Source organism: Citrobacter sp. S46_ASV_140 (assembly GCF_018919545.1).
Taxonomy (GTDB): Bacteria; Pseudomonadota; Gammaproteobacteria; order Enterobacterales; family Enterobacteriaceae; genus Citrobacter; species Citrobacter braakii.
Genome location: NZ_JAHLRC010000087.1, coordinates 1 through 14,844 on the forward strand (window position 1 = coordinate 1; position 14,844 = coordinate 14,844).

Genomic DNA, 14,844 nt, shown 5'->3' on the forward strand with positions numbered 1-14,844 from the left:
GTCCATGCCCATGCCATCAATGATCGGCTTCATCGGGGTGTACGGCTCGCCGTTGTGATTCACTATATACAGCTCATTGCCGTGGAATGGTACGTTGATGGTAGAAACTGCTGTTGATATACTGTTCATGTTGGTTTTTCTCTCAAGGATTTACTGACAATCGAAGCCCTGACTGTTACCGCAGTCGGGGCTTTGTTCATTCTCGACACTTAATTCCCTGTCGCTCCGCGTACTCACGCATGGCCCGCACCGCCTCTTTACTAAAAGATCGATCGGATTTTATAGCCAGTTCTTCGAACGCCTTTTCCAACCACTCAGGCATCCTCAATGTCTTAACTTTCATACTCCCTCCTTTTGTATGTGGTACGCATACATAGTATTTAGGTACGCATTGCTAGTCAATACATATGTACTTATCCTGATGATACATATTTGTATCATGGTGAAATCTCGTGAGTAGACCTTATAAAAATCCCCAAGTTAACCTGCGACTGCCTGAAGATCTTAAGCAGAAAATTGCTGCGCTTGCGGAAAAAAATGGTCGCTCTGCAAACGCAGAAATGGTCGCAGCCATCGAGGCTTGGGTTGAGATGCATGACATCCCGACAGAAAAGGCATTGACGCTTTCAGAAGTAGCTTTGGGCATAAAGAAACTACAACAGCAGTTGAATATTCTCGCAGAAGGTGCTCACCTCAGAATTGATGAACCAGATGCGTATCTGCATCCAGCAATTGAGGCTCAGATTGGCGCTCACATCAAAAAAAACACTGGTAAAAACTAAAGCGCTCTTTAGGAAGCGAGTTTAAAATCAGTCAAGGATAAGTGATGGATAAGTTCGACAGAGAATTACAGCTGCTTATACTTAAGGCCGCTGTGGATGCATACCCCAAAACAACTTCACATGAGCAATTTCGTAAGCATATAGAATTTTACTCTGAAGAACACTCGCAAAAAGTTCTGGCAAATATAAGCTACCTTGTTGAACATGGCTTAATTAGGATGTTTTCCCACAATCACTTGGCAACAACAAGCGTGGCGCTTGGAGGGATGCTCGCCACAAAAGATGGAATTGATTTCTTACTTCAGGATGGCGGATTAGGTGCGATTTTGAAAGTTCAAACCATCAAATTGCACCGAGAAACACTTACAGCCATTGAGGATTTTATCTCTCTGGCAAACATTCCCGAATCTGAGAAGCAGAGTATCGTTTCAAAGCTTCGGCAGCTTCCGGCAGACGCCATAGAACATTTGACGAAGGAATTAGTGGTGAAGGGGGCTCTGAGCCTGCCGGTAGCACTTCCACTAATTCAAAAATTCCTCCATCTGGGGTAAATTCATAAGATTCGCACACCAGCGAGAATCTGCCCCACCCCAACGTGCGGCTAAGCAGCACCCAGAAATCAGGCTGGTTCGGTGCATCAATAAAAAACCCATTAGGGTGAAATACAGCAGAATGAATTTTCATCATAGCCTCATAAGAAAAGCCCACCTGAGTGGGCTTAAACCATCGGGGAAATTAATAATTTTATCTAAAGTTACTAATTACTTTATATCGGATGCTCTGGTTTGTAGCTTCAAGCACTTCAATCTTGGCGCCTTTATAACCTATAACTTTAGATTCCGATAAGTCATATTCGACATCGTTATTGAAGGCAGGTCTTGCCATATCAGATGATGACTCACGATAGCCAATGTTGATTTTATTACCTACACGACCGTTATACAGCAATGTCTGCTGAAAATTATTAGAAGAACTAATGTTTAGGTTGGTTTTTTCAAAAGGCATATTGTCTTCGCAAGTTGATACTGAAAAGACAGTGATAACACAGAGTGTCTTGGTACCTTCTTTGACCATCAATGCCTGCCACATATCAGCTAATGCAGCTTTCTGAACATTCGCAGAATCAGCCATTCCTGTAGGCATATAGAATTCGGACTTTCCATCCTGGCCGACTTTCTTCAGATTGCCGGGGGTCACTGTATAACCCCATGAAACTCTTGCTGGTGCAGTAACTTTTATCCCTTCGTATTTTGCTAAAATACCTTGAGATAACAGAGCGTCTCCTACATAGGACGTGTTAACGGAGCCTACAGGTGGTTCACTTAAACTTTGCGTTGTTGGCGCATAGTTGTACTTGGGCGATGTACACCCCGCTAAAAGCACTGCTCCCAAGGCCACGGCCAGATTTTTTTTCATAATATAGTCCCTTTGATTGCAATCGGAAACATCCTATCACACAAAATTTGTAAGGCAATCAAGGCTTCTTGGGCAGCGAGGCAACAAATACAGCTCCGATTGGCTGATCGTTTATCAGGCTTTTAGATAGCGAGCTTCCGGGGTAGGTTAAATGGTAAACTCAAGCTAAGGAAACGACATGGAAAAGTATGACCGCGAATTACAACATTATATTCTTTCTTGCTGTATAAACTCCTACCCAGCTCACACCACATGGGATAGTTTTGATTCCGAAATAATGCAGGTTGACGATGTTAAACTCTCTGCAAATATGATTTATCTTGCTGAACACGGCCTACTCACAATCAGAGAGCAGAGGAGTGATGACCCTTACTCTTTTCTTGATAACATGCGCGCTACATGCAAAGGAGTAGATTTTATGCAAAACGATGGTGGGCTTAGTGCAATCCTCAACGTCCAGACCATCAAATTCCACCGAGAAGCAGTGGTCATCCTCGAAGATCTCATTGCCATATCCAACATGAACGACGAGCAGAAAGAAAAGGCTAAATCCACACTCGGCGAACTATCAACGGAAGCCCTTAAAATTGTGGTGCAAGCTGCAACTACAGCTGGGCTATCGAAGCTATTTGGACAATGAAGGCTGGCCAAAAGCAAAAACCCGCCGTCGCGGGTTTATTCTTTTTTCTTCGGAGCGAGAACAGACTCGGCAGCACGGCGAGTTGTACTTTGCCTTGAGGTATACCGTTTAACCATATCCGGACCAATCAAACTGTAGACAACTGTTATGAGCTGCCATAACGTCAGGAATACAAGAAGACCGTATGACAAACCTCTAAAAAAGACTTTATGAAGAATAATCCAGTCAAACTCTTTTAATAAAGGAGCAAACACTCCTATTATTAAGACACTTGCCAAAATTGCTGTCGAATGAACTATGGGGGTGAACAATCGATGTATACCGCTACCATTGGCATCCTCTTTCCCGCCCTTAAATGATTTTTTTAATCTTTCAGGATAGATAATAGCGAACCAAGCACCAACAACTGCAAAAATAATTGAAGCAGTAGTCCTAAGCGCTTCAAATAACGGCCATTGCTGGGAAAAAGAGATATGGCGTCCCAGATACCCAGCACCAATCACAGTACATGCGGTAATCAAAATAAACGCCACCTTTATCTTCATAACAAGCCAGCTCCTCTCAGTATTCGTTCTTTTTTACCTCCAAGCTCATCTAATAGAGACTGAAGATTAACTATCTCATCGTTTTCCCTCTCTAAGCGTAAATCAAATTGAGTGCGCGAAAGAGAATTACTCAACCAATAAGTTTTGTTCGGCTCACCCTGAAAAATGAAGCCATAATCATTGACCTCAGAAACATCTTCATCCCAATCTTCAATCATTTGATTCACGTCAGCTAAAGTTACATCAGGTGAAACAATATATTTAATTTTAGTAGATGCACCAGGAGCCTGGTTAGCACCAAGCTGAATGAAATCGAGCATTTTTTGCCAAAGCCCAAGTTGCTCTGGTTGAGCAAGATCGAGTTCAATCACTCGCTCAATTTTTTTGATTAAATTAGCTTTTTGCCTGATGACCTCATGGCGACCAGGATTTTTTATTAAAGAGGTTGAAAATCGTGGGTAGTAACGCTTCTTTTCCTCATCAACATCATCAACATTAGCCATGTAACCAGTAATTTTTACTTCATGTGCTCCCTCTTCTGTTTCAACAACTTCGGCTTTCACGTGCCTAGACGATTGTTTGAGGAAACATTGCAAATACTTTTGTAAAGTGCCTTGTGATGTAAGCTTGTTATGCAATCTCACCGTCGCCATGAGATTTCGTTCGGGAATGAACCAGAAATAAGTGGCGTACCCAGGAATACTGCCCTCTTGTATCGGATTCATTATCACCGCAGGCTCCTCACCAAACCTAGAATCCTCACTAAGAGAAGGCATCCTTTGTCCATTGCTGGGAACTTCATTCCAAAGAAGAAGAGCCCAATCACTGCCAGAGGAACGAGAATCAACAAGGTAAGCGGGATATCGTTCTTCGTCAGTCTCAAAAGTCTTTGTTTCTTTGAGTGTCTTCGGCTCAGCCCAAGCTTTCAAATCCTCCAACATCTCTGTCACGCTACCAAATTCAGCTTCCCTTGCCCCCGTTCGGTAGTATCCGGCCTTGTTAATTTTGTAAAATGTAAAAGTGGCCTGTTCAGTTACCATAAAGCTCAATCCCATAAGAAGTAAGATGAGATTACTTTAATAAATAATGGTCTAATTAGTTACATGGTTATTTGAACAGGTCGGCAACTGTATAAACATACAGTATTGTTTTGTAGCTCTGTAAACAACAAGTTTTTGTCTATCAATCATACGGTGATCCATCAGTATATAGTTGAATTTTACCTAAAACTAAAAACCTTCGAGCAATGCGGAGGCTCATTTCTTCTTGCTGCTTCCTTTCTGTTCCTTCGCCCACTCATCCCGCCAGGCATCGTCGAGGGCAAGTATCGAAGCATCAAACTCTGTACGGTCAATCAGGATAGAACGTGAGGCCAGATAGCGCTCGATATCGTGCAGGGACAACGGGAGCGGTACGCCAGCCATTCCGGTATACTGTCTGCCGCGAGAAATCATTGCGTAAGCGTTGAGTATCTCCCCCGTTACAGCATCAATCTCAGGCTCAGGAATTGGCGGGAGTTTTAATTTCTCCCTTCGCCACTTTGCCTTTTCACCCTGCTCCCCGCCGAATTCACTCAGCCACTTCTGCGCTTCGATGACTTTTTTACGGTTTCCTGCTTTTGCTGCTCTTTGCCCTGGGCGATGCTGGCTGCCTCCGCCAGAATTTGCCAGTAAATCGCTGGCTCCTGTTTCAGAAGTGCAGCTCCGCGTTCCGGCGTGTATTCAATCGGAACTTCTTCGCCATCAACAAGCTCACCAACGCCCTTCCAGTCTTTGAGCAGGTAATGCGCACAGTTGTCGATAAGCAGATCATCAGCAGAGTCTATTTCCCCGACCGCTGACAGGCTAAATTCGCTGGTTCCAACCTGGTAACTGGCGTCCATTTTTTCAATATGACGACGGATAAGAGCATTACGCGAGCGATACTGGTCGTTATCAATGCTGTTGACGAGCAGTTTCAGGCCTTCAATGGGTTTCAGACCTTTCAGTGGTGTGAACCAGCGCTCGCCACCAACATCAATTCGTGGGGCTAGGATAATCATTAAAAACTCCTGCATGAAAAAAGCCCGCGCCACCATGTAGAGCGGAACGGGCAAGGGAAATTTTATGGTTCAGTTACGGTAATCTCGGCGGTGGCGGTGAAGCCTCGCACTTTACCGGTTATCGTTGCGGTGCCGTCGCCGGCTCTGACTACCTGGCAGGTTTTTTGGCCTGTCGATACCACCGTTGCGACAGTCGGATCTGATGACTCCCACTGCACAGCATCAGTCGCACCAGCCGGGGCAAGGTTCGCTGTCAGCGTGACGGAAGTACCGACATTACCTGATGAAGTTTCTGGCGTTACGCTGATTGCCGTGGCAGGGACGGTAACAGCGCGGGTAATCGTCGGCGACTCGTCAGCTGCAGTGATATCCAGTTGAACCTGGATAATGTCGGTATTGCCGCCATCCGGCCAGTCGCCAGAGACCTGCACTTTTGGGAAGTTAAACGTGTACTGTCCTTCGTCGTTCGCCAGTGTGAAACTGAATGGCACGGTTGCGCCGGTAAGCGTTTTACTCCAGACCTCCCACGCTGCTTTTGACCACGACAAAGTGATCGAACCTGACGGCGTGAACGTAGTCGGGATATTGGCCCCGGCATACGGTGAGCCGGTACCGATACAACGCTGAGTCTGAACGTTGTTATCAAACTGGATGTTAAAGGTATCAATACAGAAACCATCACCACCATCGACGCCATTCAGGTTAATTGCCGTGACCTCTTTGAACGAGTAACGCAACTCGCCAGCATTATCAGCAGGGCTGCCTGTGATGTAACTCGTATCGTCTGCTTTTGAGTCCCAACCCAGCCCGGCGAATGTGACTGTCGCGGTAACGTCACCATCATTCGGAACTTCCAACTGGAACACGCTTACCTGCGCGCCACGAACAATTGAGGCAATGCCAACGTCCGAAGCATATGTCGCAAGAGAGAAGGAAATACGGTCATTCCCCATCGTCAGCACATTGCTTGCCCACTCTGCGCCAAAACACGAAGCAAGAAAGTCATCATGCTGGCCATAGCGGAATTTTGCCCCGACATCGCCGCCAACATCGACCGTCCCCAGCGTAGCGCCCTGCGCCATTCTGGTACCGCCGATTTCGTCGTTATCGTTGGTGTTCTGGGACGGGCCAACGCCCCAATTGGTACGTTTGAGAAGATTCCAGACGCCAGCAGGCGTAATTCCTGGTGTCGTCTCCCGGATAAAGGCCGAGAGTACCTTAGCGCCGCTCGACATGCGGTCACCTCCATCGAAGTTAAGCGCTACAGAGCGCGGTAAGGAATTTGTAGATTGAGCTGAGACCAGCCGTCGGCCTCGCCCGCCGGGACTGCCGATACAGCGAAGTAACTCAGTCGTCCGTCATTCTGGAATTCAAAATGCTCCGTTAGCTGGTCTGCTGTTTGAGTAAGCAGAATCGTGCCGGTGTAGACCGGTACAAATAGCTGAATGATAAGTACACCGGTTCGATGAACTACCGGCCCGTTCCCGGTTTCTTTGGCTCCCGCCTGCCCTGAAATATTGGTGAAGCGTGCCCAGATATCGCAGCCGCTCGGATCAAATAGCGGTCCGTTGGGATAGTCCACCGCATCAGAAGCAATAGCGGTCTGCGCCGTCATTCGGGAAATGACGGCGTTTCTGATTTCTGTAAGGGTCATTTGTAGGCCTGAACGACACCGTTAAATGAAACTGCATAGACGCCCGCTGGAGCCTGCGTTGAATGCCCGTTCTCCAGAGGTACGGAGTAAGGAAGGTTTGACTGGATATAAATCACTGAGTAGGCCGGAGCCTGATCGATGATGTTTTTACCGTTGAGAAATGTCGTCGTTCCGCGCGGGTCCTCCTCTGTTGGAACCGAGTAATCCGGTGATCCGATACTTACGAAATGCGAAGCCCTGAACGTACCCGCACGATAATCTGCCGGGCGTTTGATATCCATGCTGTCGTTAACACGTACTTTCTTCCTGAGTCGCCCGGTTTTGGTCAGATTATCCGGGTTGTCGTAGAGCGATTCGTTCCATTCTCCAACCGCTTTGGAGTACTCGACGGCGGTAGCGTTAATCGCCCATAACTCTGGATTGCCGACAGGAGACCGTTTCACGATTTCATTCAGCAACTGTGTAGCGATGGCTCGCTGCCGCAACCTCACGTCATCGGCCACCAGCCCGGCGAATGCTGCCGGGTCAATACTCCAGCCCTTAGCCATATCACGCCCTCCGTAACTGGATGGAATACGCAGCACCAGCGGAATCAACAGCGGCGGTTATGACCTCATAACGCTGAGGTACACAAGTTATCGGTTCCGGCGCCGTGACAAAGTGCCCGACTGCTGGCCTATCGGTCACCTCGTTAACCAGGGCGGTTAATTTCAGGTCACCGTGCAGGATATTAACGCCATCGATACGACGGAGTTTGTACCGCGCCATAACACCGCGCCCTGAATACATCACCTGCGTTTCACTGCCGGTTTCCGTTACCGGATCCCAGTCACCTCGATGGGTGTATGTTCCAGTGAAATCCTTAACAGCATCCTGCAGGTCGGTATCGAATGCTGCGGCGACTTCAGTTTGGAATTCATCACGTATTCCCATATCACGCCCTCACAAAGAACGTCTGAATCGGGTTAAGCATCCATGGCTTGAGCATGGCAAACGCCAGTTGCAGATCGGGATCGAGTAGCTCAGTACTGGAGGTTGAAAGCTCGGCAAATGTTTTTGAGACTTTCACATCATCGGCTTCAACGCTTTTGCTCGTCACCACGCCGGAATCCGTCTTTTGCTGATACAGATTGCCAGCAGCTGCTACGGAAGCGACAAACGCTCCGGCTTGCTTAACCTCTTCGGGAATATGTTCCAAGTCGATATCCTGAAGGTTTAGAGCCGTCATCCAGGTGTTTGCCTGGAGCAAGGCTTTAGCCTTTATGTCGGCTGCAGCCCAGGTATCACCCAGCAACTCGTCAACGTCCTGGATTGTTATATAAACGGTCATTGAGATCTCACCAAAAGAAACGGGGCTTACGCCCCGTCAGTTAACCACCCGCTGGAGCAGTGAACGCAATCGCTTCAGTTGTTTTCACCACATCATCGACGGTAGCCGTCACAGTAAAGGAGCCGGCCGTATCAGAGGTGAGTTTCACCGTCGAGCCGCCTGCAGACCCCGTCTGTGATGTCGAAGCGCTTAGCGTACCGCCAGTAGACGTCCACGCTACAGATGCCCCTGAGACTCCTGCACCATTTTTGGTGTACTTGAGCGAAACGGTCACCGCGTCGGTACTGTCAGCAGTTGCGGAAGTTTTATCCGCTGACAGGGTTACTCCCCCGTCGGGGCTTCCAGCTTGATCAGTACGCCTGCAGTGGATTTGTTACTGGTAAAATGTTTCTTCCAGTTCGCACCAGTGCCGATTTTGGTCAAGTCAGGGTTAGCGCCCTTCGTTTCATCCCAGCTGTAACCCAGAAGTTCAACGTTAACCGTACCCTCTGCGCGATAACCGATCGCAAGGTTTTCCTGGTCGTTAATGTTGTAGGAACGAAAACCCGGAGCCTGCGATTCCGTTACGGATACCGCGCCGGCCACCAGCCCCAGAATCGCATCAACAGGCATGGTGTCGGTTACCAGTACAGGCTTACCCAGTGTGCCTGGCTGTCCGCCATAAACCACCACCCCAGCTTCTTCGTAGATTTTGTTGTCGATAGACTGATCAACAATGTCGAAATAGGTCGTGGAATGCATTACGAACAGCGCAACACGGTTGAATTTATCGCCGTATTTACGCAGGCCTCGGGTCAGGGTTTTCTTACCATCAGTGGCTATATCCGCTGATACCGCCATATCAGCGTTAGCGCCAATGGCTGCGACAAGTCCCTGAAGGGCATATTTGATATAACCTTCAAGCGTTGCGTCAGCTACGTCTACGCCAATCACCTCGGAGAATTCGCTAACATCGCGGCCACGACGTTTAAACGCTTCTTCGGTGGTTTCATATGGGCCGTATTTCCACGGCGCTTTAACGCTGACAGACTCACCGGCACCGATTTTTTTACCCGTTACCGGGTCAGTGGAGTTAACGTCGCGCGACTCAATAGAACCGCCAACTTTATAGAAGGTACGCTTGCGGAAATCCCCCTCGATCAGCTCGTTATCAAGAATGATTGCGCCATTTGAGGCGGCATTGAAAACTTCCAGATTATCCTGGCGACGCTCAAGAAACGCAGTCTGCGCGAGGTCATCATAAATAATCAGATCGCTGTTTACGGTCGTAGGCATTGATTAGTCCTTACTTAGGCAATTTGAGATAGGCCTGCTGGCCATGTTTGCGGATGTAGTCCGCTTTATTGCTTGAGCTCATTTCTGAACGTTTGAGGCTTCCGCCGCCACCTGGTTTGTGACCACCAGCACCGGAGCCTTCAGCGCGCGGGAACAGGTGCGGGGCCGTCTCTTTCAGAGATTCAGCCCACTCGACAGGGGTTAACGGAGTCTTACCGTCTTTTCCGAACAGAACATCGCCATTTGCGTCAACAGCTACGGCCTCGCCATCATCGTTGAGCTGGAAAGTGCCTTTGGCACGGAGAATGAGATCGTCGGACGCTTCCGGCAATGCCCCCGCCTTTAGCGCGGCACTGCGGATAGCATCACCGAGAACACGATCCCGGAATTTACTGGAGAACGCTTCAGCCTTTTCAGCGCGTTCATTCGCGGCTTTGATTTGCTTATCAACATCAGCGCGTAACCGTTCAGTGCGCTTATCCAGAACCTCATCAACTTTCCCGGCGGCGATCAGCTGCGCCTCTTCATCGTCGGAAAAACGCTGGAGAATGCCGCGCACAGCGTCCGGGTCGATACCATCAAAGCGGGAAAGGTTTTCTTTCTGCTGTTTAATGGTGCCCAGCAGTTCTCTGTTTTTCGTTTTCAGGCCCGTGACTTCGCTGGTCACGCGCTCATCAATCATCTTCTGGATTTCAGGGGTGATTTCGATACCACCGCCAGCACCCTCACCATTGCCTTCAGGCGCACAATATTTCAGAAGCATATTTCGGATTAACATATTTTCCCCTCGGGATTTTGCCGGGCCTCGCCCATAAAAAAGCCCCGGCAGATGCCAGGGCTATGTGTGTACGTTTAACGCTTAATCAGGGTTGTTTAACCGGGTGTAAACCGAGCCTATCAAGATGCCGATCATTCGGCCTTCCGGCGTGGTTTCTCCAGCCTCTTTGCAGATAGTGTCCAGTTGTTCGAGGATGTCATCAGGCAATGGGTCTGCGTGGGCCAGGTCTGATGCTTTTTTCAGGAACGGGAATTTTGTTTCAGCCACTGGAGGATCTCGGGATTAATAATGTCAAGATTACCGCTCATATACGCCGACATAATTTCAGCGAAAAGCTCTTTCGGCGCTTCGGACGCATAGGCGCTGATGGAGCGCCACCAGCCTTCATCATATGCGCTTTCTACCATGCCACCAATATCAGTGCGTGAGTAATACAAATGATGACCTAACTCATGCCATACTGTCCCCTTTATCGATGGTGTGGCTACATAGGGAAGATCCGCAGGTGAAACATCCAGAACGTCCTGAGATACGGCCTTCACAAGATGCTCTCTCACCATCATCGTCATATCGACACCTTCGCTGTTCTTCCTGATGTAATCCCATTCACTGCTATCCAGTGCCCAACCGGCAACATGCACTGTTCGTGTTGACTGTTCATAAGCACCGGCGATAGATGCTGGTACCTCCAGCATGTCACCAAAAGCCGAAACGGGCTGTAGCCTGAATCGCTGTATAACATCAAATGCGGCCTGTGCCGCTTCTTTCGCTGAATCCAGTGAGACACCATCAGGAAATCTCACCTCCTGCGCCACGCGGCCAGTCATCCATTTAGCCACTTCTTCAACCGAATTCGCTGAATCTAGATTTGTTGCCAGTACTGACCTCTCACGCAACTGCTCTAGCGTCAGCCATTCCCCCTTGTCAGTGAAGAACTCATCATATTTTATGACGCCATCGCGCATCATTTTCGCACGAGTCTCGCCAAGTATTTCTTTCTGCCGTGAAAATGGCTGCCGTTGTAGCCACTCAGAATAAGTGGTATCACCTGCAACCTGTCCGTCCATTGAGGCACGAGTACCTTCCGGTAATTCACGGACATTAATACCAAGTTCTTCAGCGGATTTGAGGATGTAGGTTTCGGTACTGCGGCAACAGAAGTGTATGCGACCAGGCCCCTGTAGATAAGGCACCTTGTGACCTATCGGTTTGTTATCCAGCGTGTACTTAAGGCGGTCGCGGATCCGACAATCCTTTGATGTCCGGTTATCTAAAGTAGATAACCACTGCTTACCTTTCAGAATGTCGTCGTTCGCCGCCGCAAAGCTATGTCTGGCTGTCGATGCAAGATGCCCTACTGCTGTTTTCGCAATGCTGGCTGCATTGGCTCGGCTCATCTGCAGCGCACCATCCTGGTAACCACGGTTAGCATGTCCACGGACCTTTTTTGCGATTTGCTCCTGCGTATCGCCAAGCAAAAATCCCTGCCGCACCGTATTGGATATACGCGCCATCCGATCGGCTTCGAGGTTGCTGGCCCATTCGCTTAGCAAACGCCCCTGGAATGGACGTCCCATCGCCGCGGCATAAACCGCATCAGGGGAAATACCCACCAGCGGATGAAGAGCCAGAACATCGTCGGGAATGGCAAACTGGAAGAGACTCATCTGAAAAGTGGCTTCGTGCTTCGCCAGTTCCTGTAGCTCGGTAGTAAGAGCAGCATACATCGACTGAATGGCATCCTTGTTTATCGCCCTGACGCTTACCAGTAACGCTTGCAGACGCGAAACGGTAAAGCTCTCAGCATCCAGCGTATCAATAGCCACCAGCAGCCTGGCGGTAAGTTCGGCGTCGCTGTCATTCAGAATTTTTATCATCCTGTTGGCAACGCCTGTGCTGTAGCGACTAACCCATATTGCGTGGGCTAAGGATTCATCCTGCAGTTTGTCATTCGCCGTTGCCATTATTGCCACCAATCAGGTTAGGCGCGCCGTTACGAATGGCGTCAATGACGGTTTCAGGGTTATCAGCTGGATCTATCAGGTCAAGCTTCTGCAACGCTCTGACCATATCCGTGTCGCGAATCGCGCCGGACTGCCATGCATTGACGATTGCCGTTACCATGCCGGATTCAGCGACTTTGGCGATGAACTCCTGATTGATGCTGTAACGGTATTCCTCGGCTTTAATACCGAGATATCTGGCGCACCAGCCGAGTACCAGCGTATAGGCCTCAGAAACATTGGAAACGCAAATGCCGAGCACCGAAGTAGATGCGGTTTGCTCACCGCTGGATTGTGTAGCGGTTTTAACCGCGCTGTTCTGCTCGATAAGCCTTGCGCCAAGCTGAACAGAATAATCACGCTTACTGTCCATCGCCTCTTTAGCCAGTGTATTTGGTTGCGCCTGGGCGTAGGTAAAACTCGCCTCCTTCGGCAACAGAAAAGGTGAACGAGAACCGACACGGATTCCCTTATCCTGCAACCAGTCACGCCAGGCTGTATCAAGCCCGGAAATCACCGGTTGTACCTGACCACAGAAAAATACGCTGTCTTCGTAATCCGCAGAATTACGATAATGCCCAAGGTTGATTTCAACCAGGGCAGCTAGAGGCGACTCGTCGATGCTGGGATCGTTATTCTGTGCACCGACAAAGGTAAAGGGGATCTCATCCCAGAACTCCTCACCTTTTGGCTTTGGCTGATACTCAGAACTGATAACATAAGAACCAACATCATCTGACTTCCGCCAGACTCTGCAGATAAACTTTCCGTCCTCCAGGGCAAGTTCGCGATACTGGATTTCATCCTCGTATGCATAACCATCTTCCTTTTCCATACATTCGCGTAAAACCACCAGCACCAGTTGATCGCGCCCATTAATGCGTTTGGTTCGCCAGTTAATGATACTATCCGCCTGATAGCGAAGGATGATCGCCTCGGCGGATTCAGCCGCATAATCCGTATACAGCCCCTCGCGCGCGGCTTCCAGAATATTTTCTGTAACCTGCTGGGACTGCTGATAAATGCTGGTGCCAGCACCATCAGCATTATCACTAAGGTAATTCAGCTTATCCGGCACGGTCATTGTCGGGTCTTTACGGAACGCCAGTCCCAATAAACCAACCTTTGTATTGCCCGTTATCGCGTAGAAAACTGCACGCTGAATGTAATCGGCATTGCGTTTTTTGTTGCGTGCAGACTTATCGGACGGGTCCAGAAAAGGGAGGTAATCATTTCCGGCGGCCTTTACAGCATCAGCCCCCTTGCACACGTCACGTATTTTTTTCCACACAGGCAGCGCCGCCCTGACCTCAGGGCGAACGTAAGTAATATCGTTATTGGCCATCAGAATGTCGTGTCCAGTGAAATAGAGAATGCAGGTCGAACGATTGGGAATTGCTTCACAATGAAGTAACCGGCGCCATCGTTGGGGTGATCGTTATCGCTCTTTTTATCCGGCTCGCCGTTTTTATCCCACACCTGTTGTTCCAGACAGTCGGCGTAGACCGGGCAGCGGGACACGTTCACCTTGTATCGGCGATCGCCATTACCATTGCAGAACATGGCGTTCATGGAGTTGATGCGGTCCTTTACTGGCGGGTTAGCATCATCAACGATGACGTTAAATCCAGCCTGTCGCAGTTGCTCAATATCTGTTTTGCTGGCGTTGTTTGACTTCCTGGAGTCGCCAGAGGCATCAGGATAAATATATATTTCCCGGACCTTGCGATAGTCACCATCGGCATACAGCCAGAAACGCTCCTTGATGATGCGAATCATGTCGGGAGTGTCGTAAGCGTTGATAATCTCTGTTACCGCGTGTGGTAAGCCGAGTCGTAATACGTGGACGATTCCGGCCATCTTCCCGACGTTGAAGTCCATCCCGATATAGAGCGATTCACCGGGCTGATCTTCTTCGCTGGAGTTATTCAGCACCCTGTCGAACTGGTGATAAATGGTGCCGCTGGTCAGGTTAGTAAACTGGCCGTTCAGATAGGCCTTGATCAACTCCGGCGGGTAACTCGCCAGGAGCGAAGGAATATAGTCATCCGGCAGGTTCTTTTCGTTGTCGAACGTCGAGGCCTGCACAAGACCATACATCGGCCTCAGCTCAGGTTTTTCCCTTACCGCCTTAACAAACTGGTTGTAGACGAACTTAAATCCTTCAGGTGTTGTGGTCACATCAATGCCGTTACGCAGACCATCAACCTTATAACGCATACGCGCGATTATTTTCCGCCACGCTTGACGCGCCTTATCCGCTTTCAGAACGTCGAACTCATCCACCAGCGCATTGCCGATTTTAAAGCCGACTATCGTGTCTGGCTTTTCCATCGACCGACAAATTGTCGTGCCGCGGTACCGCCGCCCTTCGTAGAAG

19 protein-coding genes and 1 pseudogene are annotated in these 14,844 nt (G+C 49.1%); 3 read left to right on the plus strand and 17 right to left on the minus strand.

Going from position 1 to position 14,844, the window contains the following annotated elements:
* The coding region (locus KQJ19_RS17810; protein WP_216403932.1) for a phage antirepressor N-terminal domain-containing protein at positions 1-129 on the minus strand (129 nt) is incomplete at its 3' end.
* Between the two features lie 323 nt (positions 130-452).
* Here KQJ19_RS17810 and KQJ19_RS17815 point away from each other — a divergent pair.
* Entirely contained in the window at positions 453-782 is a 330-nt protein-coding gene (locus tag KQJ19_RS17815) for an Arc family DNA-binding protein (RefSeq protein WP_181604053.1), read from the plus strand.
* A 44-nt stretch (positions 783-826) separates the two neighbouring features.
* Entirely contained in the window at positions 827-1,333 is a 507-nt protein-coding gene (locus KQJ19_RS17820; protein ID WP_181604052.1) for a hypothetical protein, read from the plus strand.
* A gap of 193 nt (positions 1,334-1,526) precedes the next feature.
* Here the strand turns inward: KQJ19_RS17820 and KQJ19_RS17825 are convergent, their stop codons facing one another.
* The gene (locus tag KQJ19_RS17825) at positions 1,527-2,198 is read right to left on the minus strand and encodes a hypothetical protein (RefSeq protein WP_216403930.1); all 672 of its coding nucleotides are present in this window, start codon (positions 2,196-2,198) and stop codon (positions 1,527-1,529) included.
* 178 nt (positions 2,199-2,376) lie between these two features.
* Between KQJ19_RS17825 and KQJ19_RS17830 the strand changes: the two genes are divergently transcribed.
* A complete protein-coding gene (locus KQJ19_RS17830) occupies positions 2,377-2,838 on the plus strand; it encodes a hypothetical protein (protein ID WP_249415231.1) in 462 nt (153 codons plus the stop codon).
* 35 nt (positions 2,839-2,873) lie between these two features.
* Here KQJ19_RS17830 and KQJ19_RS17835 read toward each other — a convergent pair whose 3' ends face one another.
* From KQJ19_RS17835 to KQJ19_RS17910, 15 genes and pseudogenes are all read right to left on the minus strand, one after another.
* On the minus strand, positions 2,874-3,383 hold the full coding sequence (locus tag KQJ19_RS17835) for a hypothetical protein (RefSeq protein ID WP_181604050.1): 510 nt from the start codon (positions 3,381-3,383) through the stop codon (positions 2,874-2,876).
* Positions 3,380-4,423, minus strand: a complete 1,044-nt coding sequence (locus KQJ19_RS17840; RefSeq protein ID WP_181604049.1) for a hypothetical protein — start codon at positions 4,421-4,423, stop codon at positions 3,380-3,382. The genes KQJ19_RS17835 and KQJ19_RS17840 overlap by 4 nt, the downstream gene beginning before the upstream one ends.
* Positions 4,424-4,639: 216 nt before the next feature.
* Positions 4,640-4,807 (minus strand): hypothetical protein, encoded by a 168-nt coding sequence (locus KQJ19_RS17845; RefSeq protein WP_103766491.1) that lies wholly within the window; start codon positions 4,805-4,807, stop codon positions 4,640-4,642.
* Between the two features lie 149 nt (positions 4,808-4,956).
* Positions 4,957-5,424: a hypothetical protein gene (locus KQJ19_RS17850; RefSeq protein ID WP_047500751.1), complete on the minus strand. Its 468-nt coding sequence runs from the start codon at positions 5,422-5,424 to the stop codon at positions 4,957-4,959.
* Between the two features lie 62 nt (positions 5,425-5,486).
* Complete coding sequence (locus KQJ19_RS17855) at positions 5,487-6,659, minus strand: phage tail tube protein (protein WP_181604048.1); 1,173 nt, start codon at positions 6,657-6,659, stop codon at positions 5,487-5,489.
* A gap of 26 nt (positions 6,660-6,685) precedes the next feature.
* A complete protein-coding gene (locus KQJ19_RS17860; protein ID WP_181604047.1) occupies positions 6,686-7,078 on the minus strand; it encodes a phage tail terminator-like protein in 393 nt (130 codons plus the stop codon).
* On the minus strand, positions 7,075-7,626 hold the full coding sequence (locus KQJ19_RS17865) for a hypothetical protein (RefSeq protein WP_047418035.1): 552 nt from the start codon (positions 7,624-7,626) through the stop codon (positions 7,075-7,077). Before KQJ19_RS17865 ends, KQJ19_RS17860 begins: the two co-directional genes overlap by 4 nt.
* A 1-nt stretch (position 7,627) precedes the next feature.
* The gene (locus KQJ19_RS17870) at positions 7,628-8,011 is read right to left on the minus strand and encodes a glutamate 5-kinase (RefSeq protein WP_181604046.1); all 384 of its coding nucleotides are present in this window, start codon (positions 8,009-8,011) and stop codon (positions 7,628-7,630) included.
* A gap of 1 nt (position 8,012) precedes the next feature.
* Positions 8,013-8,408: a protein singed gene (locus KQJ19_RS17875; protein WP_181604045.1), complete on the minus strand. Its 396-nt coding sequence runs from the start codon at positions 8,406-8,408 to the stop codon at positions 8,013-8,015.
* A 321-nt stretch (positions 8,409-8,729) separates the two neighbouring features.
* Positions 8,730-9,683: a major capsid protein gene (locus KQJ19_RS17885; protein WP_047500743.1), complete on the minus strand. Its 954-nt coding sequence runs from the start codon at positions 9,681-9,683 to the stop codon at positions 8,730-8,732.
* A gap of 10 nt (positions 9,684-9,693) precedes the next feature.
* Positions 9,694-10,461, minus strand: a complete 768-nt coding sequence (locus KQJ19_RS17890) for a hypothetical protein (protein ID WP_131346013.1) — start codon at positions 10,459-10,461, stop codon at positions 9,694-9,696.
* 81 nt (positions 10,462-10,542) lie between these two features.
* Positions 10,543-10,728: a hypothetical protein gene (locus KQJ19_RS17895; protein ID WP_131346016.1), complete on the minus strand. Its 186-nt coding sequence runs from the start codon at positions 10,726-10,728 to the stop codon at positions 10,543-10,545.
* 617 nt (positions 10,729-11,345) lie between these two features.
* A pseudogene (locus KQJ19_RS17900) lies at positions 11,346-12,425 on the minus strand (phage minor head protein); the annotation flags it as partial.
* Positions 12,409-13,809: a DUF4055 domain-containing protein gene (locus KQJ19_RS17905; protein ID WP_131346019.1), complete on the minus strand. Its 1,401-nt coding sequence runs from the start codon at positions 13,807-13,809 to the stop codon at positions 12,409-12,411. The pseudogene KQJ19_RS17900 and the gene KQJ19_RS17905, both read right to left, overlap by 17 nt.
* Positions 13,809-14,844, minus strand: a 1,036-nt coding sequence (locus tag KQJ19_RS17910; RefSeq protein ID WP_216403931.1) for a terminase family protein, incomplete at its 5' end; no start/stop codon positions are given. The genes KQJ19_RS17905 and KQJ19_RS17910, both read right to left, overlap by 1 nt.